General features: G+C 69.5%; 18 protein-coding genes. 2 read left to right on the top strand and 16 right to left on the bottom strand.

What is annotated here, in order from left to right; all coding sequences use genetic code 11:
* Positions 1 to 57: 57 nt before the first annotated feature.
* Positions 58 to 1,365, bottom strand: coding sequence for an LPXTG cell wall anchor domain-containing protein (locus ACFWRO_RS10310; RefSeq protein ID WP_384507106.1), 1,308 nt, complete (start codon positions 1,363 to 1,365; stop codon positions 58 to 60).
* Between the two features lie 303 nt (positions 1,366 to 1,668).
* Between ACFWRO_RS10310 and fahA the strand changes: the two genes are divergently transcribed.
* Entirely contained in the window at positions 1,669 to 2,895 is a 1,227-nt protein-coding gene (fahA, locus tag ACFWRO_RS10305) for a fumarylacetoacetase (RefSeq protein ID WP_384507103.1), read from the top strand.
* Positions 2,896 to 2,968: 73 nt separating this feature from the next.
* On the opposite strand, the gene nuoN is transcribed toward fahA, so the two are convergent.
* From nuoN to ACFWRO_RS10235, 14 genes are read right to left on the bottom strand one after another with little or no spacing between them, the layout of a single operon-like run.
* Positions 2,969 to 4,642, bottom strand: coding sequence for an NADH-quinone oxidoreductase subunit NuoN (gene nuoN, locus ACFWRO_RS10300; RefSeq protein ID WP_384507101.1), 1,674 nt, complete (start codon positions 4,640 to 4,642; stop codon positions 2,969 to 2,971).
* Positions 4,639 to 6,228 carry an NADH-quinone oxidoreductase subunit M gene (locus ACFWRO_RS10295; protein ID WP_384507099.1) on the bottom strand — a complete coding sequence of 530 codons (1,590 nt, stop codon included), beginning with the start codon at positions 6,226 to 6,228 and terminating at the stop codon, positions 4,639 to 4,641. The genes nuoN and ACFWRO_RS10295 overlap by 4 nt, the downstream gene beginning before the upstream one ends.
* A gap of 6 nt (positions 6,229 to 6,234) precedes the next feature.
* Positions 6,235 to 8,130: an NADH-quinone oxidoreductase subunit L gene (gene nuoL, locus ACFWRO_RS10290; protein WP_384507097.1), complete on the bottom strand. Its 1,896-nt coding sequence runs from the start codon at positions 8,128 to 8,130 to the stop codon at positions 6,235 to 6,237.
* Between the two features lie 11 nt (positions 8,131 to 8,141).
* Positions 8,142 to 8,441, bottom strand: a complete 300-nt coding sequence (nuoK, locus tag ACFWRO_RS10285) for an NADH-quinone oxidoreductase subunit NuoK (RefSeq protein WP_069927518.1) — start codon at positions 8,439 to 8,441, stop codon at positions 8,142 to 8,144.
* On the bottom strand, positions 8,438 to 9,295 hold the full coding sequence (locus tag ACFWRO_RS10280; protein WP_384507094.1) for an NADH-quinone oxidoreductase subunit J: 858 nt from the start codon (positions 9,293 to 9,295) through the stop codon (positions 8,438 to 8,440). Before ACFWRO_RS10280 ends, nuoK begins: the two co-directional genes overlap by 4 nt.
* Positions 9,292 to 9,870, bottom strand: a complete 579-nt coding sequence (nuoI, locus tag ACFWRO_RS10275; protein WP_361764558.1) for an NADH-quinone oxidoreductase subunit NuoI — start codon at positions 9,868 to 9,870, stop codon at positions 9,292 to 9,294. The genes ACFWRO_RS10280 and nuoI overlap by 4 nt, the downstream gene beginning before the upstream one ends.
* Positions 9,863 to 11,224 carry an NADH-quinone oxidoreductase subunit NuoH gene (gene nuoH / locus ACFWRO_RS10270; RefSeq protein ID WP_384507091.1) on the bottom strand — a complete coding sequence of 454 codons (1,362 nt, stop codon included), beginning with the start codon at positions 11,222 to 11,224 and terminating at the stop codon, positions 9,863 to 9,865. Before nuoH ends, nuoI begins: the two co-directional genes overlap by 8 nt.
* Positions 11,221 to 13,698, bottom strand: coding sequence for an NADH-quinone oxidoreductase subunit G (locus tag ACFWRO_RS10265; protein ID WP_384507089.1), 2,478 nt, complete (start codon positions 13,696 to 13,698; stop codon positions 11,221 to 11,223). The genes nuoH and ACFWRO_RS10265 overlap by 4 nt, the downstream gene beginning before the upstream one ends.
* Positions 13,695 to 15,044, bottom strand: coding sequence for an NADH-quinone oxidoreductase subunit NuoF (gene nuoF, locus ACFWRO_RS10260; protein ID WP_384507086.1), 1,350 nt, complete (start codon positions 15,042 to 15,044; stop codon positions 13,695 to 13,697). Before nuoF ends, ACFWRO_RS10265 begins: the two co-directional genes overlap by 4 nt.
* Complete coding sequence (gene nuoE / locus ACFWRO_RS10255; RefSeq protein WP_384507084.1) at positions 15,044 to 15,787, bottom strand: NADH-quinone oxidoreductase subunit NuoE; 744 nt, start codon at positions 15,785 to 15,787, stop codon at positions 15,044 to 15,046. Before nuoE ends, nuoF begins: the two co-directional genes overlap by 1 nt.
* Positions 15,784 to 17,115, bottom strand: a complete 1,332-nt coding sequence (locus ACFWRO_RS10250; RefSeq protein WP_384507082.1) for an NADH-quinone oxidoreductase subunit D — start codon at positions 17,113 to 17,115, stop codon at positions 15,784 to 15,786. The genes nuoE and ACFWRO_RS10250 overlap by 4 nt, the downstream gene beginning before the upstream one ends.
* Positions 17,115 to 17,846 carry an NADH-quinone oxidoreductase subunit C gene (locus ACFWRO_RS10245; RefSeq protein WP_362007054.1) on the bottom strand — a complete coding sequence of 244 codons (732 nt, stop codon included), beginning with the start codon at positions 17,844 to 17,846 and terminating at the stop codon, positions 17,115 to 17,117. Before ACFWRO_RS10245 ends, ACFWRO_RS10250 begins: the two co-directional genes overlap by 1 nt.
* Entirely contained in the window at positions 17,843 to 18,397 is a 555-nt protein-coding gene (locus ACFWRO_RS10240) for an NADH-quinone oxidoreductase subunit B family protein (RefSeq protein WP_010041554.1), read from the bottom strand. The genes ACFWRO_RS10245 and ACFWRO_RS10240 overlap by 4 nt, the downstream gene beginning before the upstream one ends.
* 17 nt (positions 18,398 to 18,414) lie before the next feature.
* Complete coding sequence (locus tag ACFWRO_RS10235; RefSeq protein WP_030494815.1) at positions 18,415 to 18,774, bottom strand: NADH-quinone oxidoreductase subunit A; 360 nt, start codon at positions 18,772 to 18,774, stop codon at positions 18,415 to 18,417.
* Between the two features lie 679 nt (positions 18,775 to 19,453).
* Here ACFWRO_RS10235 and ACFWRO_RS10230 point away from each other — a divergent pair.
* On the top strand, positions 19,454 to 20,293 hold the full coding sequence (locus tag ACFWRO_RS10230; protein ID WP_384507077.1) for a C40 family peptidase: 840 nt from the start codon (positions 19,454 to 19,456) through the stop codon (positions 20,291 to 20,293).
* A 141-nt stretch (positions 20,294 to 20,434) separates the two neighbouring features.
* On the opposite strand, the gene ACFWRO_RS10225 is transcribed toward ACFWRO_RS10230, so the two are convergent.
* Positions 20,435 to 21,721, bottom strand: coding sequence for a geranylgeranyl reductase family protein (locus tag ACFWRO_RS10225; protein WP_384507075.1), 1,287 nt, complete (start codon positions 21,719 to 21,721; stop codon positions 20,435 to 20,437).
* Positions 21,722 to 21,798 lie beyond the last annotated feature (77 nt).

Genomic DNA, 21,798 nt, shown 5'->3' with positions numbered 1-21,798 from the left:
GCGCAGGAAAAGGCCCGCATTCCTCATGGAATGCGGGCCTTTCCTTTACCGCTCGGATCAGGCGTCCGCGCCGGCCTTGCGGCGGCGGACCGTGAACATCGCGCCGGCGCCGAGGGCGACGGCCGTGGCGCCCGCGAGGGCGATCTGCGGCATGGCGTCGTTCGAGCCGGTCTTGGCGAGCTGGCCGGTGGTCACCGCGGTGGTGGAGGTGCCGCCCTGGGTGGTGGTGTTCTTACCGCCCGGGGTGCCCTTGGAGTCGTCGACCTTGCCCGCGTCGCTGCCCTTGGCGAGGAGCTGGAAGTCGTACTCGTTCATGTCGTCCGGCGTACCGCCGCAGGAACCGTCCTCGTTCCAGAAGTCGCCCGCGGCGTAGGCGAAGCCCTGGCCGGCCGGGGCGTTCGCGGCCACCTTCAGACGGAGCTTGACCTCGGCGGCGGCGTTGGGCTTCAGGGCGCCGACGGGGATCTCCTCGGCGACCGGGACGTCGTTCCAGGCACCCTTGCCCTCGACGACCTCGTACCACTCCAGGTCGAGGTACTTGTCGAGCGGCTTGAAGCCCTTCTCGTCGAAGGCGTGCATCACGACGAAGGCGTACGCCTCGTCCATGGTGCCCTCGGTACCGTTCTTCAGCCGGAGCTTGAGGTCGACCGTGGTACCCGCGACGATCTTGGAGGGCAGACCGTCCAGAACGGCGGTGAACTTCTCGTCGGGGAAGCAGTCCTCGTGCGGCGGCTCCTCCTCGTCCACTTCCTCCTCGGCCGCCTTCAGCGCCTTCTTGGCGGCGTCCAGCTTCTTGAGGGCCTCCTGCTCGGCGTTCTTCGCGGCTTCCTCAGCGGCGGACAGGGCGACACTCTTTTCGCCGACGGCCGTGACGGCGGCCGCGAGCGTGGCGTCCGCCGCGGTCTTCGTCGTGGCGGCCGTCTCTGCGACCAGCTTGGCCGCGTCGAACTTCCTCTGCGCCTCGGCCTTCGCGGCCTCGTCGGTGCCGGCGTTGGCGGCGTCCAGCTCGGCCTGCGCCGTGGCGAGCTTGGCGTCCGCCTCGGTCTTGGCCGTGGCGGCGGCCTCGGCGGCCCTCTTCGCGTCGTCCCTGGCGACCTTGAGCGGGTGGGTCGTCGACGCGTCGAACTCCTTGAACACCTTGGTGGCGTCGTCCGCCGCGAGCGCCGCCGCGTCGTACACCTTCTGCGCAGCCGCGACGTCCTTCTTCAGCTGCTCGATGTCCGGCGCCTGGTCCTGCTTGTCGTTCTGCTTCTGCGCGGGCGCGGACGGCTTCGTGTCGGCGAAGGCCGGGGTGGCCGACAGGAAGACGACGGGGGTCGTCACGGCGGCGGCCACGGCCGTCGCGAGAATGCGGCGAATCTTCAAGGTGGGCCCTTTTGGTCAAAGCGCGGTCGGGTGAAGACAGAGCAAAGTGGGAGTCGCTCCTGCGGGAACCTCACGCGGCGCGACAGTGCCGTGATCGTATGACCCGAATAAGGCCCCGGAAAAGGAGGAATTGAACGCGCTCAGTCACGCATCTCACGCACAGCTCGCCCACAGGGCGCATAAAGCGCGCATACATGGACAGTTGTGCACGGAGGCGGCACTTTCTCTGTGATCCATATCATCCGCGCCCGGCCGCCCGCCCATTAACGTGTCCCCCACACCCTGGAAAGCGAGGCAGCACCGATGCCCGAGCAGTCCCCGCTCGACCTGGCCGAGGGCGATCCCTTCGGTCCGCACAACCTTCCGTACGGCGTCTTCTCCCCCGCCGACGAGCCCGACCGGCGGAGGGTCGGCGTCCGCGTCGGCGGTCATGTGCTCGACGCGGGAGCCGCCGCGCACGCGCTCGGTTCGCCGTACGCCGCGCTGCTCGCCCAGCCCAGCCTCAACCCGCTGCTCGCCGCCGGCCGCACCGCCTGGCGCGACGTCCGCAGGGCCCTGACGGCCTGGGTGACCGTACCCGCGCACCGGCCGGTCATAGAGCCGCTGCTGCACCCCCTCGACGCCGTCACGCTGCACCTGCCGTTCGAGGTCGCGGACTACGTCGACTTCTACGCCAGCGAGCACCACGCCACCAACGTGGGCCGGATCTTCCGCCCCGACGGCGACGCGCTCACCCCCAACTGGAAGCACCTGCCCATCGGTTACCACGGGCGCGCCGGCACCGTCGTCGTCTCCGGCACCGATGTCGTACGGCCCGCCGGGCAGCGCAAGGCACCCACCGACCCCGCGCCGGTCTTCGGGCCCTCGGTGAAGCTGGACATCGAGGCGGAGGTCGGCTTCGTCGTCGGCACCCCCTCCACCCTCGGCACCCCCGTCCCGCTGGCCGACTTCCGCGAGCACGTCTTCGGCCTGACGCTCCTCAACGACTGGTCGGCGCGCGACATCCAGGCCTGGGAGTACGTGCCGCTCGGCCCGTTCCTCGGCAAGTCCTTCACCACGTCCGTCTCCGCCTGGGTGACCCCCCTGGAGGCCCTGGACGCGGCCCGCACGGCCCCGCCGGCCCGGGACTTCGACCTGCTGCCGTACCTGGACGACTCCGCCGAGGAGGAGCACGGGGGCTTCGATCTGCGGATCACCGTCGAGATCAACGGCGAGGTCGTCTCCGAGCCGCCCTTCGCCACCATGTACTGGACCGCCGCCCAGCAGCTGGCCCACATGACGGTCAACGGCGCCTCGCTGCGCACCGGTGACCTGTACGGCTCCGGTACGGTCTCCGGCCCCGAGGTCCACCAGCGCGGCTCGCTCCTCGAACTGACCTGGAACGGCCGCGACGCGCTCGAACTGCCCACGGGCAAGCGGACGTTCCTGGAGGACGGCGACGAGGTCACGCTCACCGCGTGGGCCCCGGGCCCTGACGGGACCCAGGTCGCACTCGGCGAGGTGACCGGGCGGATCGTTCCGGCGTCCTGATCCCGCTCCCGTAAGCACGCGAAAGGGCCCGGCCCCGCCTTGGCGGAGACCGGGCCCTTGGGCTACCCGGCAACTACCGGACGAACACGCTCGCCTGGCCCGCCAGGTCCAGGAAGTACTGCGGCGCGACGCCGAGCACCACCGTGACCGCGACACCCACCGTGATCGCGGCCGCCGTGAAGACCGAGGGCACGGCGACCGTGGGGCCGTCCGCCTTCGGCTCACTGAAGAACATCAGCACGATCACCCGGATGTAGAAGAACGCGGCGATCGCCGACGAGATGACACCGACGACGACCAGCGCGCCCGCGCCGCCCTCCGCCGCCGCCTTGAAGACCGCGAACTTGCCGGAGAAGCCCGACGTCAGCGGAATGCCGGCGAAGGCCAGCAGGAACACCGCGAAAACCGCCGCGACCAGCGGCGAACGCCGGCCCAGACCGGCCCACTTGGACAGGTGCGTCGCCTCGCCGCCCGCGTCCCGCACCAGCGTGACGACCGCGAACGCGCCGATCGTCACGAAGGAGTACGCGCCCAGGTAGAAGAGCACCGACGAGATGCCGGTGGGCGTGGCCGCGATGACACCGGCGAGCAGGAAGCCCGCGTGCGCGATCGAGGAGTACGCGAGGAGCCGCTTGATGTCGGTCTGGGTGATCGCGACGATCGCGCCGCCCAGCATGGTGACGATGGCGACGCCCCACATGACCGGCCGCCAGTCCCAGGTGAGGCCCGGCAGCACCACGTACAGCAGGCGGAGCAGCGCGCCGAACGCGGCGACCTTCGTCGCGGCCGCCATGAAGCCGGTGACGGGGGTCGGAGCGCCCTGGTAGACGTCCGGGGTCCACATGTGGAACGGCACGGCGCCGACCTTGAAGAGCAGGCCCATGAGGACCAGCGCGAAGCCGATGAGCAGCAGCACGTCGTTGCCCATGGTCTGGGCGAGGGCCGGGTCGACCGAGGCGACCGAGCCGTCGACCACGTTCGCGATGGTGGCGTACGAGACGGAGCCCGCGTAGCCGTAGAGCAGGGCGATGCCGAAGAGCAGGAACGCCGAGGAGAAGGCGCCGAGGAGGAAGTACTTGACCGCGGCCTCCTGCGACATGAGCCGCTTGCGGCGGGCGACGGCGCAGAGCAGGTACAGCGGGAGGGAGAAGACCTCGAGCGCGATGAAGAGCGTCAGGAGGTCGTTGGCGGCCGGGAAGACCAGCATGCCGGCGATGGCGAACAGCGCCAGCGGGAACACCTCGGTGGTGGTGAACCCGGCCTTGACCGCCGCCTTCTCCTGGTCGCTGCCGGGTACGGCGGCGGCCTCGGCGGCGAAGGAGTCGACCCTGTGGCCGTGGTCGGCCGGGTCGAGCCTGCGCTCGGCGAAGGTGAAGACGGCGACGAGCGAGGCCAGCAGGATCGTGCCCTGGAGGAAGAGCGCCGGGCCGTCGACGGCGATGGCGCCCATGGCCGCGATGTGCGCCTTGGTGGAGCCGTACCCGCCGGCGGCGAGGCCGACGATCGCGGCGAAGGCGGTGACCAGCGCGAGCACGGTCAGGAACACCTGGGCGTAGTAGCGGCCCTTGCGGGGCACGAAGGCCTCGGCGAGGACGCTGAGGACCGCGGCGCCGACCACGATGAGTACGGGTGAGAGCTGGACGTACTCGATGTGGGGTGCCGGGATCTTGGTCAACGGTTCGGCGGCCGTCGTCCACAGGCTGTGGACAGCGGGCGCGGCGCCGGACGCGACGGCGGATGCACTCACTTGGCCGCCTCCACTTCGGGCTGGGGGTCCTTTTGCTGGACGTCGGACATGGTGTGGTTGACGGCGGGGTTCACGATGTCCGTCAGCGGCTTCGGGAACACCCCGAGGAAGATCAGCAGGGCGATCAGCGGGGCGACCACGACCAGTTCGCGCACCCGCAGGTCCGGCATCGTCCGGATCTCCTCCGTCTTCACCGGTCCTGTCATCGTCCGCTGGTAGAGGACGAGGGTGTAGAGCGCGGCGAGGACGATGCCGGTGGTGGCGATGATGCCGGCCACCGGGTAGCGGGCGAACGTGCCGACCAGGACCAGGAATTCACTGACGAAGGGCGCGAGCCCCGGCAGCGAGAGCGTGGCCAGACCGCCGATCAGGAACGTGCCGGCGAGTACCGGCGCGACCTTCTGCACACCGCCGTAGTCCGCGATGAGCCGCGAGCCGCGCCGGCTGATCAGGAAGCCGGCCACCAGCATCAGGGCGGCCGTCGAGATCCCGTGGTTGACCATGTACAGCGTCGCGCCGCTCTGGCCCTGGGTGGTCATCGCGAAGATGCCCATGATGATGAAGCCGAAGTGCGAGATCGAGGCGTACGCGACCAGGCGCTTGATGTCCCGCTGGCCGACCGCGAGCAGCGCGCCGTAGACGATGCTGACCAGGGCGAGCGCGATGATCACCGGGGTCGCCCACTTCGAGGCCTCCGGGAAGAGCTGGAGGCAGAAGCGGAGCATCGCGAACGTGCCGACCTTGTCGACGACCGCGGTGATGAGCACGGCGACCGGCGCGGTCGCCTCCCCCATCGCGTTCGGCAGCCAGGTGTGCAGCGGCCAGAGCGGCGCCTTCACCGCGAAGGCGAAGAAGAAGCCGAGGAACAGCAGCCGTTCGGTGTTGGTCGCCATCTCCAGCTGCCCGGAGGCCCGCGCCTCGGCGATCTCGGTGAGCGAGAAGTTCCCCGCGACCACGTAGAGACCGATGACGGCGGCCAGCATGATGAGCCCGCCGACCAGGTTGTACAGCAGGAACTTCACGGCCGCGTACGAGCGCTGGGCCGCCGCGTTCTCGTCGGAGCCCGCGTGGGCCCGGTCGCCGAAGCCGCCGATGAGGAAGTACATCGGGATGAGCATGGCTTCGAACAGGATGTAGAAGAGGAAGACGTCGGTGGCCTCGAAGGAGAGGATCACCATCGCCTCGACCATCAGGATCAGGGCGAAGAAGCCCTGGGTCGGCCGCCACCGGCTGGACTTCGTCTCCAGGGGGTCGGCGTCGTGCCAGCCGGCCAGGATGACGAAGGGGATCAGCAGCGCGGTGAGCGCGATCAGCGCCACCCCGATGCCGTCCACGCCCAGTTCGTAGCGGACACCGAAGTCCTTGATCCAGGAGTGGGACTCGACGAGCTGGTACCGGTCGCCGCCGGGCTCGAAGCGGATCATGACGACCGCCGCGAGCACCAGCGTGACCAGGGAGACCAGCAGGGCCAGCCACTTGGCCGCGGTACGGCGGGCGGCGGGGACCGCGGCGGTGAGGATCGCACCGACCGCCGGGACCGCTGCCGTCATCGTAAGGAGCGGGAAGCCTGTGTTGATGTCAGACATGAGCAGTTACACCGCCCTCATCAGCAGGGTCGCGGCGATCAGCACCGCCGTACCTCCGAACATGGAGACCGCATAGGTGCGGGCGTAGCCGTTCTGCAGCTTGCGCAGCCGGCCGGACAGACCGCCGACCGAGGCCGCCGTGCCGTTGACGACGCCGTCGACCAGGGTGTGGTCGACGTAGACGAGCGAGCGGGTGAGGTGCGTGCCGCCCGTCACGAAGACGGCGTGGTTGAAGTCGTCCTGGAGCAGGTCGCGGCGGGCGGCCCGGGTGAGCAGCGAGCCGCGCGGGGCGGTGACCGGGACGGGCCTGCGTCCGTACTGGAGGTAGGCGAGCCCGACGCCGATCACCATGACGGCGACCGTGGCCGAGGTGATGGCCCCGGCGCTGATCGGCGGGTGGCCGTGCTCGAACTCGGTCACCGGCTTCAGCCAGTTGATGAACCGGTCGCCGATGGAGAAGAAGCCACCCGCGGCCACGGAGCCGACGGCCAGCAGGACCATCGGGATCGTCATCGACTTCGGCGACTCGTGCGGGTGCGGCAGCTCGCCCTTGTCGTCGGGCTGCCAGCGCTTCTCGCCGAAGAAGGTCATCAGCATCACGCGGGTCATGTAGTACGCGGTGATGGCCGCGCCGAGCAGGGTGACCGCGCCGAGGATCCAGCCCTCGGTGCCGCCCTTGGCGAAGGCGGCCTCGATGATCTTGTCCTTGGAGAAGAAGCCGGACAGCCCCGGGAAGCCGATGATCGCCAGATAGCCGAGACCGAAGGTGATGAAGGTGACCGGCATGTACTTCCGCAGGCCGCCGTAACGCCGCATGTCGACCTCGTCGTTCATGCCGTGCATGACCGAACCGGCGCCGAGGAAGAGCCCGGCCTTGAAGAAGCCGTGCGTGACCAGGTGCATGATCGCGAAGACGTAGCCGATCGGGCCGAGGCCCGCCGCCAGGATCATGTAGCCGATCTGCGACATCGTCGAGCCGGCCAGGGCCTTCTTGATGTCGTCCTTCGCGCAACCGACGATCGCACCGAAGAGGAGCGTGACCGCGCCGACCACGACGACCACGAGCTGGGCGTCCGGGGCGGCGTTGAAGATGTCGGCGGAGCGGACGATCAGATAGACACCGGCGGTGACCATGGTGGCCGCGTGGATGAGGGCCGAGACCGGGGTCGGGCCCTCCATCGCGTCCCCGAGCCAGGACTGCAGCGGCACCTGGGCCGACTTGCCGCAGGCGGCGAGCAGCAGCATCAGGCCGATCGCCGTCAGCGTGCCCTGGCTCGTCTCGCCGGTCGCCTCAAGGACCGGCCCGAAGGTGAAGGTCCCGAACGTGGTGAACATGATCATGATGGCGATCGAAAGGCCCATGTCGCCGACCCGGTTGACCAGGAAGGCCTTCTTCGCGGCGGTGGCCGCGCTGGGCTTGTGCTGCCAGAAGCCGATCAGGAGGTACGAGGCGAGGCCGACGCCCTCCCAGCCGAAGTAGAGGAGCAGGTAGTTGTCGGCGAGGACCAGGAGGAGCATCGCCGCGAGGAACAGGTTCAGATAGCCGAAGAAGCGGCGCTTGCGCTCGTCGTGCTCCATGTACCCGATCGAGTACACGTGGATCAGCGAGCCGACGCCGGTGATCAGCAGCACGAACGTCATCGACAGCTGGTCGAGCTGGAAGGCGATGTCCGCCTGGAAGCCCTCGACCGGGATCCAGGTCCACAGGTTCTGGTAAAGGGCCCGGTCGTCGGCGCTCTTGCCGAGCATGTCAGCGAAGAGGACGGCGCCGATGACGAAGGAGGTGGCCGCGAGCGCCGTGCCGAGCAGCGGCCCGACCTTGTCCAGGCGGCGCCCGCCGCACAGCAGGACGGCCGCGCCGAGCAGGGGCGCCGCGACGAGCAGAGCGATCAGGTTGTCCACAATTCAGCCCCTTACAGCTTCATCAGGCTGGCGTCGTCGACCGAGGCCGAGTGGCGGGAACGGAAGAGCGACACGATGATCGCGAGCCCGACCACGACCTCCGCGGCGGCGACGACCATCGTGAAGAAGGCGATGATCTGGCCGTCGAGGTTGCCGTGCATCCGGGAGAAGGCGACGAACGCGAGGTTGCAGGCGTTGAGCATCAGCTCGACGCACATGAAGACCACGATCGCGTTTCGCCGGATCAGCACCCCGGCCGCACCGATGGTGAACAACAGGGCGGCGAGGTACAGGTAGTTCACGGGGTTCATCGGGAGGCCTCCTCATCGGCCCGGTCACGCTCGGCCCGGTCGAGCTCGTCCCGCGTACGCCCGAGCCGCTCCTCCGAGCGCTGCTCCAGCGCCTTCAGGTCGGCCAGCGCCTCGCCGGACACGTCGCGGACCTGGCCGCGCTTGCGCAGCGTCTGCATCACGGTCAGCTCGCTCGGGGTGCCGTCGGGCAGGAGACCGGCGACGTCCACCGCGTTGTGCCGGGCGTAGACACCCGGCGCGGGCAGCGGCGGCAGGTGCTTGCCGTCCCGTACGCGCTGCTCCGACAGCTCCCGCTGGGTGCGGGCCCGTTCGGTGCGCTCGCGGTGGGTGAGGACCATCGCGCCGACGGCCGCGGTGATGAGCAGCGCGCCGGTGATCTCGAAGGCGAAGACGTACTTGGTGAAGATGAGGGCCGCGAGGCCCTCCACGTTCCCGCCGTACGCGGCGTTGGCCGCGCCCAGGCCGTTGAACTCCGTCAGGGAGGCCTGGCCGATGCCGGCGATCAGCAGGATGCCGAAGCCGAGCCCGCAGGCGGCGGCCCACCAGCGCTGGCCCTTGATGGTCTCCTTCAGCGAGTCCGCGGCCGTGACACCGACGAGCATGACGATGAAGAGGAAGAGCATCATGATCGCGCCGGTGTAGACGACGATCTGGACGATGCCGAGGAAGTACGCGCCGTTGGCGAGGTAGAAGACCGCGAGGATGATCATCGTGCCGGCCAGCGACAGGGCGCTGTGCATGGCCTTCTTCATCAGGACGGTGGCAAGGGCGCCGATCACGGCGACGGTGCCGAGGACCCAGAACTGGAAGGCCTCGCCGCCGGACGTCTCGTACGCCGCGAGTGTGGCGCTCATGCGTCCACCTCTTCCGGCTCGCCCTTCTCCCCCTTGGACGTGGCGACCTGCTGGACCGTGCCCGGGGCGGCCTCGGTGACCAGCCCCCGGTAGTAGTCCTGCTCGTCCGTGCCGGGGAAGATCGAGTGCGGCGAGTCGACCATGCCCTCCTCGAGGCCCGCGAGGAGCTGCTCCTTGGTGTAGATCAGGTTCTCGCGGGAGGAGTCGGCCAGTTCGAACTCGTTCGTCATCGTCAGCGCCCGCGTGGGGCAGGCCTCGATGCACAGTCCGCACAGGATGCAGCGGGCGTAGTTGATCTGGTAGACGCGGCCGTAACGCTCGCCCGGGGAGTAGCGCTCCTCCTCGGTGTTGTCCGCGCCCTCCACGTAGATGGCGTCGGCGGGGCAGGCCCAGGCGCACAGCTCGCAGCCCACGCACTTCTCAAGTCCGTCCGGATGACGGTTGAGCTGGTGCCGGCCGTGGAAGCGCGGCGCCGTCGTCTTGCGCTCCTCCGGGTACTGCTCGGTGAGCCGCTTCTTGAACATGGCCTTGAAGGTCACGCCGAAGCCGGCCACCGGATTCTGGAAATCAGACACCGTCCGTCTCCTTTCCCTCACTCGCAGTAGCAGTATCGGGGGCGCCACTGACAACCAGGTCGCGGTCCTGCCGCGGCCTGCGCCGCGGCACGGGCGGCAGGGACTGTCCGGGCTTGGGCGGTACGGGGAACCCGCCGGCCATCGGGTCGAACGGGAGCTCGTCCGCGGGCAGTTCCTCGCCGGCCCTGGACCTCTTGTCGCGGAACATGTCGGCGACGAAGGAGATCAACAGGACGCCGATCACGGCTCCGGCGACGTAGAGCACGATCGTCTGGAACGCGAAGTTCTCGTTCCGCAGGGCCCGCACGGTGGCGACCAGCATCAGCCAGAGCACCGAGACCGGGATGAGGACCTTCCAGCCGAGCTTCATCAGCTGGTCGTAGCGGACGCGGGGCAGCGTGCCGCGCAGCCAGATGAAGAAGAAGAGCAGCAGCTGCACCTTGAGGATGAACCAGAGCATCGGCCACCAGCCGTGGTTCGCGCCCTCCCAGAAGGTGGAGACGGGGTACGGGGCGCGCCAGCCGCCGAGGAAGAGCGTCACGGAGACGGCGGAGACCGTCACCATGTTCACGTACTCGGCGAGCATGAACATCGCGAACTTGATGGAGGAGTACTCGGTGTTGAAGCCGCCGACGAGGTCGCCCTCGGACTCCGGCATGTCGAAGGGGGCGCGGTTGGTCTCGCCGACCATCGTGATGATGTAGATGATGAACGAGACCGGTAGCAGGATCACGAACCAGCGGTCCGCCTGCGCCTCGACGATCGCCGAGGTCGACATCGACCCGGAGTAGAGGAAGACGGAGGCGAACGCGGCGCCCATGGCGATCTCGTAGGAGATCATCTGGGCGCAGGAGCGCAGGCCGCCGAGGAGCGGGTACGTGGAGCCGGAGGACCAGCCGGCGAGCACGATGCCGTAGATGCCGACGGAGGCGATCGCGAGGACGTACAGCATCGCGATCGGCAGGTCGGTGAGCTGCATCGTGGTGCGGTGGCCGAAGATCGAGACCTCGTTGCCGGCCGGGCCGAACGGGATCACGGCGATCGCCATGAACGCGGGGGCGGCGGCGATGATCGGCGCGAGGATGTAGACGACCTTGTCGGCGCGCTTGACGACGAGGTCCTCCTTCAGCATCAGCTTGATGCCGTCCGCGAGGGACTGGAGGAAACCCCAGGGGCCGTGCCGGTTGGGCCCGATGCGCAGCTGCATCCAGGCGACGACCTTGCGCTCCCACACGATGGAGAAGAGCACGGTGACCATGAGGAAGGCGAAGCAGAAGACGGCCTTGATCGCGACGAGCCACCAGGGGTCCGTCCCGAACATGGAGAGGTCTTCCGCGGCGAGCAGCGTGGTCATGCCTGCACCTCCGTCGTCGCTGCGCCGATGCGGACCAGGTCGCCCGGGTGGGCGCCCGTGTCGGAGAGGACGCCGCCCGCCGCGGAGTTGAGCGGGAGCCAGACCACGCGGTCGGGCATCTCGGTCACCTGGAGCGGGAAGTGCGTGGAGCCCGCCGGGCCGGTGACCGCGAGGAGGTCGCCGTCCTTGACGCCCGTCTCCTCGGCGGTCGTGGCCGAGAGCCGGGCGACGGCCGCGTGGCGGGTGCCCGCGAGCGCCGTGTCGCCCTCCTGGAGGCGGCCGAGGTCGAGCAGGAGCCGGTGTCCGGCGAGGACCGCCTCGCCCTCGCCCGGGCGGGGCGCGGGCTGTGCGGGCTCGGTCGGCTCGGAGGCCCGCTCGCCGTCCCAGCCGCCGAGCCGGTCCAGCTCCCGGCGGACCGAGCGCAGGTCGGGCAGGGCCAGGTGGGCGTCGAGGGCGTCGGCGAGCATGTGGAGCACGCGCGCGTCCGCCGGGGGCAGCGCCCGGGTCATCTGCTCGGGCTTGAGCGCGGCCTCGAAGAGCCGTGCCCTGCCCTCCCAGTTGAGGAAGGTGCCGGGCTTCTCGGCGACCGCGGCGACCGGCAGGACCACGTCGGCCCGCTCGGTGACCTCGCTCGGCCGCAGCTCCAGGGAGACCACGAACGCCGCGTCGAGCGCCTCACGCGCGCGTGCCGGGTCCGGCAGGTCGCGGAGCTCGACTCCACCGACGAGCAGCGCGCCCAGTTCGCCGGTGGCCGCGGCCTCGACGATCTGGCCGGTGTCGCGGCCGTAGCCGTGCGGCAGGTCGCGTACGCCCCAGGCGGCCGCGACCTCCTCACGCGCGCGTGGGTCGGTCGCGGGGCGGCCGCCTGGCAGCAGCGTGGGGATCGCGCCGGCTTCGAGCGCGCCGCGCTCGCCGGCCCTGCGCGGGATCCACACCAGCTTCGCGCCGGTCGCCGTCGCCGTCCGTACGGCGGCGGTGAGCCCGCCCGGTACGGCGGCGAGCCGCTCGCCGACCACGAGGACCGCGCCGTCCTGGCGGAGCGCCTCCGCCGCGCGCGTACCGGCCTCGTCGAGGCCGGTACGCGAGGTGAGCGCGTCCAGCCACTCGGTCTCGGTGCCGGGCGCGGCGGGAAGCAGTGTGCCGCCCGCCTTCTCCAGGCCCCGGGTCGCGAACGCGGCCACCGCGTACGTCTTCTGGCCGTGCTTGCGCCAGGCCTTGCGGAGCCGCAGGAAGACGCCGGGGGCCTCCTCCTCGGACTCGAAGCCGACGAGCAGCACCGCCGGGCCGGCTTCGAGCGAGGTGTACGTGACCCCCGTGCCGTCCAGGTCCCGGCCACGGCCGGCGACCTGCGAGGCCAGGAAGTCGGCCTCCTCGCCGGAGTGGACCCGGGCCCGGAAGTCGACGTCATTGGTGTCGAGGGCGACCCGGGCGAACTTGGCGTACGCGTAGGAGTCCTCGACGGTCAGCCGGCCACCGGCCAGGACGCCGGTACGGCCCCGGACGAGGCCGCGGGCCGCCGCCTCAAGCGCCTCGGGCCAGGAGGCCGGTTCGAGGACGCCCTCCGCGTTCCGTACGAGCGGGGTCGTCAGCCGGTCGCGCTGCTGGGCGTACCGGAACGCGAAGCGCCCCTTGTCGCACACCCACTCCTCGTTGACCTCCGGGTCGTCCGCCGCGAGGCGCCGCATGACCTTGCCGCGCCGGTGGTCCGTACGCGTGGCGCAGCCGCCCGCGCAGTGCTCGCACACCGAAGGCGACGACACCAGGTCGAAGGGGCGGGAGCGGAACCGGTACGCGGCCGAGGTCAGCGCGCCGACCGGGCAGATCTGGATGGTGTTCCCGGAGAAGTACGACTCGAACGGGTCGCCCTCGCCGGTGCCGACCTGCTGGAGCGCGCCCCGCTCAAGGAGTTCGATCATCGGGTCGCCCGCGACCTGGTTGGAGAACCGGGTGCAGCGCGCGCAGAGCACGCACCGCTCGCGGTCGAGCAGCACCTGCGTGGAGATCGGTACCGGCTTCTCGAAGGTCCGCTTCTGGCCCTCGAAGCGGGACTCGGCCTGCCCGTGGGACATGGCCTGGTTCTGCAGCGGGCACTCGCCGCCCTTGTCGCAGACCGGGCAGTCCAGCGGGTGGTTGATGAGCAGCAGCTCCATCACACCGTGCTGGGCCTTCTCGGCGACCGGGGAGGTCAGCTGGGACTTCACCACCATGCCGTCGGTGCAGGTGATGGTGCAGGAGGCCATCGGCTTGCGCTGGCCCTCGACCTCGACGATGCACTGCCGGCAGGCGCCGGCCGGGTCGAGGAGCGGGTGGTCGCAGAACCGCGGGATCTCGATGCCGAGTTGCTCGGCGGCGCGGATGACCAGGGTCCCCTTGGGGACGGAGATCTCGGCGCCGTCGATGGTCAGCGTGACCAGGTCCTCGGGCGGTACCGCCGGGGAGCCGCCGCCGGCGGGGCCGGCCGTGGTGACCGTCATGCCGTCACCTCCTTGTGGTTGTCCGCCCAGGCGGTCGACTTGGCCGGGTCGAAGGGGCAGCCCCGGCCGGTGATGTGCTGCTCGTACTCCTCGCGGAAGTACTTCAGCGAGGAGAAGATCGGCGAGGCGGCGCCGTCACCGAGCGCGCAGAACGACTTGCCGTTGATGTTGTCGGCGATGTCGTTCAGCTTGTCGAGGTCGGACATCACGCCCTTGCCGGCCTCGATGTCGCGGAGCAACTGCACGAGCCAGTACGTGCCTTCACGGCAGGGCGTGCACTTGCCGCAGGACTCGTGGGCGTAGAACTCGGTCCAGCGGGTCACCGCGCGGACCACGCACGTGGTCTCGTCGAAGCACTGGAGCGCCTTCGTGCCGAGCATCGAGCCGGCCGCGCCCACGCCCTCGTAGTCGAGCGGGACGTCGAGGTGCTCGTCGGTGAACATCGGGGTGGAGGAGCCGCCCGGGGTCCAGAACTTGAGCCGGTGGCCCGCCCGCATCCCGCCGCTCATGTCGAGGAGCTGGCGCAGCGTGATCCCGAGCGGGGCCTCGTACTGGCCCGGCGTGGTGACGTGCCCGCTGAGCGAGTAGAGCGTGAAGCCGGGGGACTTCTCGCTGCCCATCGACTTGAACCAGTCCTTGCCCCGGTTCATGATCGCGGGAACGGACGCGATGGACTCGACGTTGTTCACCACAGTGGGGCACGCGTACAGACCGGCGACCGCGGGGAAGGGGGGACGCAGCCGGGGCTGGCCGCGCCGTCCTTCGAGCGAGTCGAGCAGGGCGGTCTCCTCGCCGCAGATGTACGCGCCGGCGCCCGCGTGCACGGTGAGTTCGAGGTTCAGGCCGCTGCCGAGGATGTCCTGGCCGAGGAAGCCGGCCTCGTACGCCTCGCGCACCGCCTCGTGCAGGCGGCGCAGGACGGGCACGACCTCGCCGCGCAGATAGATGAACGCGTGCTCGGAGCGGATCGCGTAGCAGGCGATGATCATTCCCTCGATGAGGGAGTGCGGGTTGGCGAAGAGGAGCGGGATGTCCTTGCAGGTGCCCGGCTCGGACTCGTCGGCGTTGACGACGAGGTAGTGCGGCTTGCCGTCGCCCTGCGGGATGAACTGCCACTTCATCCCGGTGGGGAAGCCGGCGCCGCCGCGGCCGCGCAGACCGGAGTCCTTGACGTAGGCGATGACCTCGTCGGGGGACATCGCGAGGGCCTTCCGCAGACCCTCGTACCCCTCGTGCCTCCTGTACGTCTCCAGAGTCCAGGAGTCGGGCTGGTCCCAGAACGCCGAAAGGACCGGCGCGAGAAGCTTCTCGGGGCTGCTGTTGTTGATCTCGGCTGCCAAGGTCATCACTCCCCCTCCCCACTGGCCGATTCGCCGCGCGGGTGGACGATCTTGTGGTGCGGGGCTTCGCCCTTGGCAAGCCGCAGCCCGACGAGCGAGGCCGGGCCGGCCCCACCGGTGGCCTCGACGGCCCCCTCGCGCTCGTCGGGGAAGCCGGCCAGGATGCGGGCGGTCTCCTTGTACGTGCACAGGGGCGCGCCGCGCGTCGGTTCGACGGGCCGGCCGGCCCGCAGGTCGTCGACGATCCTCTTCGCGGAGCCGGGCGTCTGGTTGTCGAAGAACTCCCAGTTGACCATCATCACGGGCGCGAAGTCGCAGGCCGCGTTGCACTCGATGTGCTCCAGCGTGACCTTGCCGTCCTCGGTCGTCTCGTTGTTGCCGACGCCCAGGTGCTCCTTGAGCTCCTCGAAGATGGCGTCGCCGCCCATGACCGCGCAGAGCGTGTTGGTGCAGACCCCGACCTGGTAGTCGCCGGAGGGCTTGCGCCGGTACATCGTGTAGAAGGTGGCGACCGCGGTGACCTCGGCGGTGGTCAGGCCGAGGATCTCGGCGCAGAACTTCATGCCGGTGCGCGTCACATGGCCCTCCTCCGACTGCACGAGGTGCAGCAGCGGCAGGAGCGCGGAGCGGGACCCCGGGTAGCGGGCGATGATCTCCTTGGCGTCCGCCTCCAGCCGGGCGCGTACCTCGGCCGGGTAGTCGGGGGCGGGGAGCTGGGGCATCCCGAGACTGGTCTGTCCGTCCGTCATCGGTCGACGCCTCCCATCACGGGGTCGATGGACGCGACGGCGACGATGACGTCGGCGATCTGGCCGCCTTCGCACATGGCCGCCATGGCCTGCAGGTTGGTGAAGGACGGGTCGCGGAAGTGGACCCGGTAGGGGCGGGTGCCGCCGTCGGAGACGACGTGCACGCCCAGTTCGCCCTTGGGCGACTCGACGGCCGCGTAGGCCTGTCCGGCCGGCACCCGGAAGCCCTCGGTGACCAGCTTGAAGTGGTGGATCAGGGCCTCCATGGAGGTGCCCATGATCTTCTTGATGTGGTCGAGGGAGTTGCCGAGCCCGTCCGGACCGACCGCGAGCTGCGCGGGCCAGGCGATCTTCTTGTCGCCGACCATGATCGGGTCCTGGCCACCGGGCCGGAGACGGTCCAGGCACTGCTCGACGATCCGCAGCGACTGCCGCATCTCCTCCAGGCGGACGAGGAAGCGTCCGTAGGAGTCGCAGGTGTCGGCGGTCGGGATGTCGAACTCGTAGTCCTCGTAGCCGCAGTACGGGTCGGTCTTGCGCAGGTCGTGCGGGAGGCCCGCGGCGCGCAGGATCGGTCCGGTGGCGCCGAGCGCCATGCAGCCGGTGAGGTCGAGGTAGCCGACGTCCTGCATGCGGGCCTTGAAGATGGGGTTGCCGGTGGCGAGCTTGTCGTACTCCGGCAGGTTCTTCTTCATGGTCTTCACGAACTCGCGGACGGCGTCGACGGCGCCGGGCGGGAGGTCCTGGGCGAGGCCGCCGGGGCGGATGAACGCGTGGTTCATGCGCAGTCCGGTGATCAGCTCGTACAGGTCCAGGATCAGCTCGCGGTCCCGGAAGCCGTAGATCATGATCGTGGTGGCGCCCAGCTCCATGCCGCCGGTGGCGATGCACACCAGGTGCGAGGAGAGCCGGTTGAGCTCCATGAGGAGCACGCGGATGACGCTGGCGCGGTCCGGGATCTGGTCGGTGATGCCGAGCAGCTTCTCGACGCCCAGGCAGTACGCCGTCTCGTTGTAGAACGAGGTGAGGTAGTCCATGCGCGTGACGAAGGTGGTGCCCTGCGTCCAGTTCCGGAACTCGAGGTTCTTCTCGATGCCGGTGTGGAGGTAGCCGATGCCGCAGCGGGCCTCGGTGACGGTCTCGCCGTCGATCTCCAGGATCAGCCGGAGCACACCGTGCGTGGACGGGTGCTGGGGGCCCATGTTGACGATGATGCGCTCGTCGTCGGCCTTGGCGGCGGACTCGACGACCTCTTCCCAGTCGCCACCGGTGACGGTGTAGACGGTGCCTTCGGTCGTCTCGCGGGCGGAGGCATGTTCAGTACTCATCAGCTGTACGACCTCCGCTGGTCAGGAGCCGGGATCTGGGCGCCCTTGTACTCGACGGCGATGCCGCCGAGGGGGTAGTCCTTGCGCTGCGGGAAGCCCTGCCAGTCGTCCGGCATCATGATCCGGGTGAGGGCGGGGTGGCCGTCGAAGACGATGCCGAAGAAGTCGTACGTCTCGCGCTCGTGCCAGTCGTTGGTCGGGTAGACCGCGACGAGCGACGGGATGTGCGGGTCGGCGTCCGGGGCGGACACCTCAAGGCGGATCAGCCGGCCGTGGGTGAGCGAGCGCAGGTGGTAGACGGCGTGCAGCTCGCGGCCCTTGTCACCGAGGTAGTGGACGCCGGACACGCCCGTACAGAGCTCGAAGCGCAGGGCCGGGTCGTCGCGCAGGGTGCGGGCGACGCGGACGAGGTGCTCGCGGGCGATGTGGAAGGTCAGCTCGTCGCGGTCGACGACCGTCTTCTCGATCGCGTTCTCCGGCAGGAGCCCCTGCTCGTCGAGCGCGCCCTCCAGTTCGTCGGCTACCTCGTCGAACCAGCCGCCGTAGGGGCGGGTGGCCGCGCCGGGCAGCCGTACGGAGCGGACGAGGCCGCCGTAGCCGGAGGTGTCGCCGCCGTTGTTGGCGCCGAACATCCCGCGCTGGACGCGGACCTCCTCACCGTGCTCCCCGCGCTGGCCCGGAAGGTTCTGCCCGGAGAGCTCCTTCTCGGGGTTGGGAGTCTCGTCACTCAACGGAGGAGCCCCTTCATCTCGATGGTCGGCAGCGCCTTGAGCGCCGCTTCCTCCGCCTCGCGGGCCGCCTCCTCGGCGTTCACGCCGAGCTTGGAGGTCTGGATCTTCTGGTGGAGCTTGAGAATCGCGTCCATCAGCATCTCCGGGCGCGGCGGGCAACCCGGCAAATAGATGTCAACCGGCACAATGTGGTCAACGCCCTGCACAATCGCGTAATTGTTGAACATTCCGCCCGAGGACGCGCAAACCCCCATGGAGATGACCCACTTGGGGTTGGGCATCTGGTCGTAGACCTGCCGCAGGACCGGCGCCATCTTCTGGCTGACCCGGCCCGCCACGATCATCAGGTCGGCCTGGCGCGGCGAGCCGCGGAAGACCTCCATGCCGAAGCGCGCCAGGTCGTAGCGGCCGGCGCCGGTCGTCATCATCTCGATGGCGCAGCACGCGAGGCCGAAGGTGGCGGGGAAGACGGATGACTTGCGCACCCAGCCCGCGGCCTGTTCGACCGTCGTCAGCAGAAAGCCGCTAGGCAGCTTCTCTTCGAGTCCCATAGGTGCCCCTCAGCCCCTCAGTCCCATTCCAGGCCGCCGCGCCGCCACACGTAGGCGTAGGCGACGAAGACGGTGAGCACGAAGAGCAGCATCTCCACGAGCCCGAAAAGCCCCAGGGCGTCGAAGGTGACGGCCCAGGGGTAGAGGAAGACGATCTCGATGTCGAAGACGATGAAGAGCATCGCCGTCAGGTAGTACTTGATGGGGAAACGGCCGCCTCCGGCCGGAGTGGGCGTCGGTTCGATACCGCACTCGTACGCCTCAAGTTTTGCCCTGTTGTACCGCTTTGGGCCGATTAGCGTGGCCATGACCACGGAGAAGATCGCAAACCCCGCACCCAGGGCACCGAGCACGAGGATGGGCGCGTACGCATTCACGCTCCTCGCTCCTTCCAGTCGTCCTTGACCGTTGGACCGCACGGCCGGACCGCGAAGATCGCCCCCATGTGAGGCAGTTCACAAGCCCGGCTGCCCCGCATCTTATGCCCGCCCCTCTGTGATCTGCGACACGGGGTACAGCAAGGACTTTGTGATCTCCACCACCTGACGAAGGATCATGAAGTCGGATGAGCGGTGATCTTGGCACGCGAAGCGCCCAGGTGATCACCAGATGTGACATCCGGACCGGAAACCCCTGGTCGGAGAGGTGGCGCACTATCAAGCGGTGGCATCTACAGGCAAATTGGCGATGGACTCCGGCCGGGTGATAAAGGAGCGGGCCGTCGCCCGGTCGAGGGGTCGGCGGGAGCGAAGTGGACGTGTGCGCCGATTCACGAGCCGACCGCCCGCCTCGTGGACTCAGAATGTGACCTGCACCACACCGGAAAGGGCCGGAGAAATCGGGGCTTGGCCAACGGTGTGAAGAGGTGGTAAGCGGCGGTCAATTCGGACGTTTCACGGAAAACCCGTGATCAAGGGCCGGATGGCGTCTGCCCGGATTGTCCGTTACGGCGTCAATAAGGCCGCCAGATAAGCGGATTAGGTGGTTCTGAGCCAAACTGTGGCGCACCCCACGTTTCTTGAAGGGAACCGTGAAGCCCTGATAGCGGTTGTACTCATGTCCCACACCGCTCACATACCCAGCCACCGGAAGCCCCGCCGCAGCGCCTCGAAGCTCGCGCTCCGTGCCGGAGTTGCCGGTGGCGTCCTCAGCACCATCGCGGTGGCCGGTGCTGCCGGGCCGGCGAATGCCGAGCCGGTGACCGAGACCATCGAGATGCCGACGCTGGGCTCGCTCGACACCGACCTGGCGAGCGCCGTCTCCGCCTCGGCCGAGGCGTCCCAGCAGGAGGCCCTGGACCTCAGCCTGCAGACGCAGGAGAAGGCCGCCCTGGAGAAGGCCGCCAAGGACGCCAAGAAGGCCAAGGCCGACGCCGACCGCAAGGCCGCCGCCGAGAAGGCGGAGAAGGCCGAGAAGGCCCGCGAGGCGGAGCGCGAGCGCGCCTCCCGCACGCAGACGCGCACCCAGCTCTCGTCGTCCTCCGGCTCCTCGTCCTCCTCGGACGGCGGCTCCTCGTCCAGCAGCGAGACCCAGGCCCCCACCGGCTCCGCCGCCGCGATCGTGGCCTTCGCCCGCGCCCAGGTCGGCGACGCCTACATCCGTGGCGGCACGGGCCCCAACTCCTGGGACTGCTCCGGCCTCGTCCAGGCCGCGTACAGCCAGGCCGGCATCGACCTGCCCCGGATCTCCGGCGACCAGTCGTCCAGGGGCACGTCCGTCTCCCTGAGCAACCTCCAGCCGGGCGACATCCTGTACTGGGGCAGCCGCAGCGGCTCGTACCACGTGGCCATCTACGTGGGCGGCGGCAAGTACGTCGGCGCGCAGAACCCGTCGACCGGCGTCGTCGAGCGCTCCCTGGACTGGGACACCCCGTCGGGCGCGGTCCGCATCCTCTGATCACCCACACCTCGAAAAGCCGTCACTCCTCGGGGGAGTGACGGCTTTTCCCGTATGCGTGATGTTTCGCCCTACTTGCCCCGGCAGCCCGAGCAGCCCGGCGAGGCGCTGCGCGCCGCCGCCGGGTCGCGGACGGTCTCCTCAGGCCTTCGGGGCCACCTTCGAGAGGCCGTTGATGATGCGGTCCATCGCGTCGCCGCCCGTCGGGTCGGTCAGGTTCGCGAGCATCTTCAGCGTGAACTTCATCAGGACCGGGTGGGTCAGGCCGCGCTGGGTCGCGATCTTCATGACCCTCGGGTTGCCGATGACCTTCACGAAGGCGCGGCCGAGCGTGTAGTACCCGCCGTAGGTGTCCTTCAGGATCTTCGGGTAGTTGTGCAGGGCCAGTTCGCGCTGGGCCGGGGTCGCGCGGGCGTGTGCCTGGACGATGACGTCGGCCGCGATCTGGCCGGACTCCATGGCGTACGCGATGCCCTCGCCGTTGAACGGGTTGACCAGGCCGCCCGCGTCACCGACGAGCAGCAGGCCCTTGGTGTAGTGCGGCTGGCGGTTGAAGGCCATCGGCAGCGCGGCGCCCCGGATCGGGATCGTCATGTTCTCCGGGGTGAAGCCCCAGTCCTCCGGCATCGAGGCGCACCAGGCCTTGAGGACCTCGCGCCAGTCCAGCTCCCGGAAGGCGGCGGACGAGTTGAGGATGCCCAGGCCGACGTTGGACGTGCCGTCGCCCATGCCGAAGATCCAGCCGTAGCCGGGAAGGAGCCGGTCCTGCGGGCCGCGCCGGTCCCACAGCTCCAGCCAGGACTCCAGGTAGTCGTCGTCGTGGCGGGGGCTGGTGAAGTACGTCCGTACCGCCACGCCCATCGGCCGGTCCTCGCGCCGGTGCAGGCCCATCGCGAGCGAGAGCCGGGTCGAGTTGCCGTCGGCGGCGACGACGAGCGGCGCGTGGAAGGTGACCTCGCGCTTCTCCTCGCCGAGCTTGGCGGTGACGCCGGTGATGCGGCCGGTGCGGTCGTCGATGACCGGCGCTCCGACGTTGCAGCGCTCGTACAGCCGCGCGCCGGCCTTCTGCGCCTGGCGCGCGAGCTGCTCGTCGAAGTCGTCGCGCTTGCGGACGAGTCCGTAGTCCGGGTACGAGGCGAGGTCGGGCCAGTCGAGCTGGAGCCGGACGCCGCCGCCGATGATGCGCAGGCCCTTGTTCCGCAGCCAGCCGGCCTCCTCGGAGATGTCGATCCCCATGGAGACGAGCTGCTTGGTGGCGCGGGGCGTGAGCCCGTCGCCGCAGACCTTCTCGCGGGGGAACGCGGTCTTCTCCAGGAGCAGGACGTCGAGTCCGGCCTTGGCGAGGTAGTACGCGGTCGTCGAACCGGCCGGGCCCGCCCCGACGACGATCACATCAGCGCTGTGCTCGGAGAGGGGCTGCTCGGTCACGGCGGGGTCTCCCGAAGGTCTGAGGGCGAGGGCAGTCGGTTGCGGTTGCAGTCTATGGCGGGCGGTTTCGGGCATCC

Source organism: Streptomyces sp. NPDC058579, assembly GCF_042718575.1.
In the GTDB taxonomy this organism is placed as follows: domain Bacteria; phylum Actinomycetota; class Actinomycetes; order Streptomycetales; family Streptomycetaceae; genus Streptomyces.
Note: the sequence above shows the minus strand (reverse complement) of the source record. Positions and strands in the feature narration are given on the sequence as shown.

Bases quoted from the DNA above. Each gene is read 5' to 3' on its own strand.
- nuoF (WP_384507086.1), bottom strand. From the start codon at position 15,044: ATGACCTTGGCAGCCGAGATCAACAACAGCAGCCCCGAGAAGCTTCTC.
- ACFWRO_RS10295 (WP_384507099.1), bottom strand. From the start codon at position 6,228: ATGTCTGACATCAACACAGGCTTCCCGCTCCTTACGATGACGGCAGCG.
- nuoH (WP_384507091.1), bottom strand. From the start codon at position 11,224: ATGACCACGCTGCTCGCCGCGGAAGACCTCTCCATGTTCGGGACGGAC.
- ACFWRO_RS10280 (WP_384507094.1), bottom strand. From the start codon at position 9,295: ATGAGCGCCACACTCGCGGCGTACGAGACGTCCGGCGGCGAGGCCTTC.
- nuoE (WP_384507084.1), bottom strand. From the start codon at position 15,787: ATGACGGACGGACAGACCAGTCTCGGGATGCCCCAGCTCCCCGCCCCC.
- ACFWRO_RS10265 (WP_384507089.1), bottom strand. From the start codon at position 13,698: ATGACGGTCACCACGGCCGGCCCCGCCGGCGGCGGCTCCCCGGCGGTA.
- ACFWRO_RS10250 (WP_384507082.1), bottom strand. From the start codon at position 17,115: ATGAGTACTGAACATGCCTCCGCCCGCGAGACGACCGAAGGCACCGTC.
- fahA (WP_384507103.1), top strand. From the start codon at position 1,669: ATGCCCGAGCAGTCCCCGCTCGACCTGGCCGAGGGCGATCCCTTCGGT.
- ACFWRO_RS10230 (WP_384507077.1), top strand. From the start codon at position 19,454: ATGTCCCACACCGCTCACATACCCAGCCACCGGAAGCCCCGCCGCAGC.
- ACFWRO_RS10240 (WP_010041554.1), bottom strand. From the start codon at position 18,397: ATGGGACTCGAAGAGAAGCTGCCTAGCGGCTTTCTGCTGACGACGGTC.
- nuoK (WP_069927518.1), bottom strand. From the start codon at position 8,441: ATGAACCCCGTGAACTACCTGTACCTCGCCGCCCTGTTGTTCACCATC.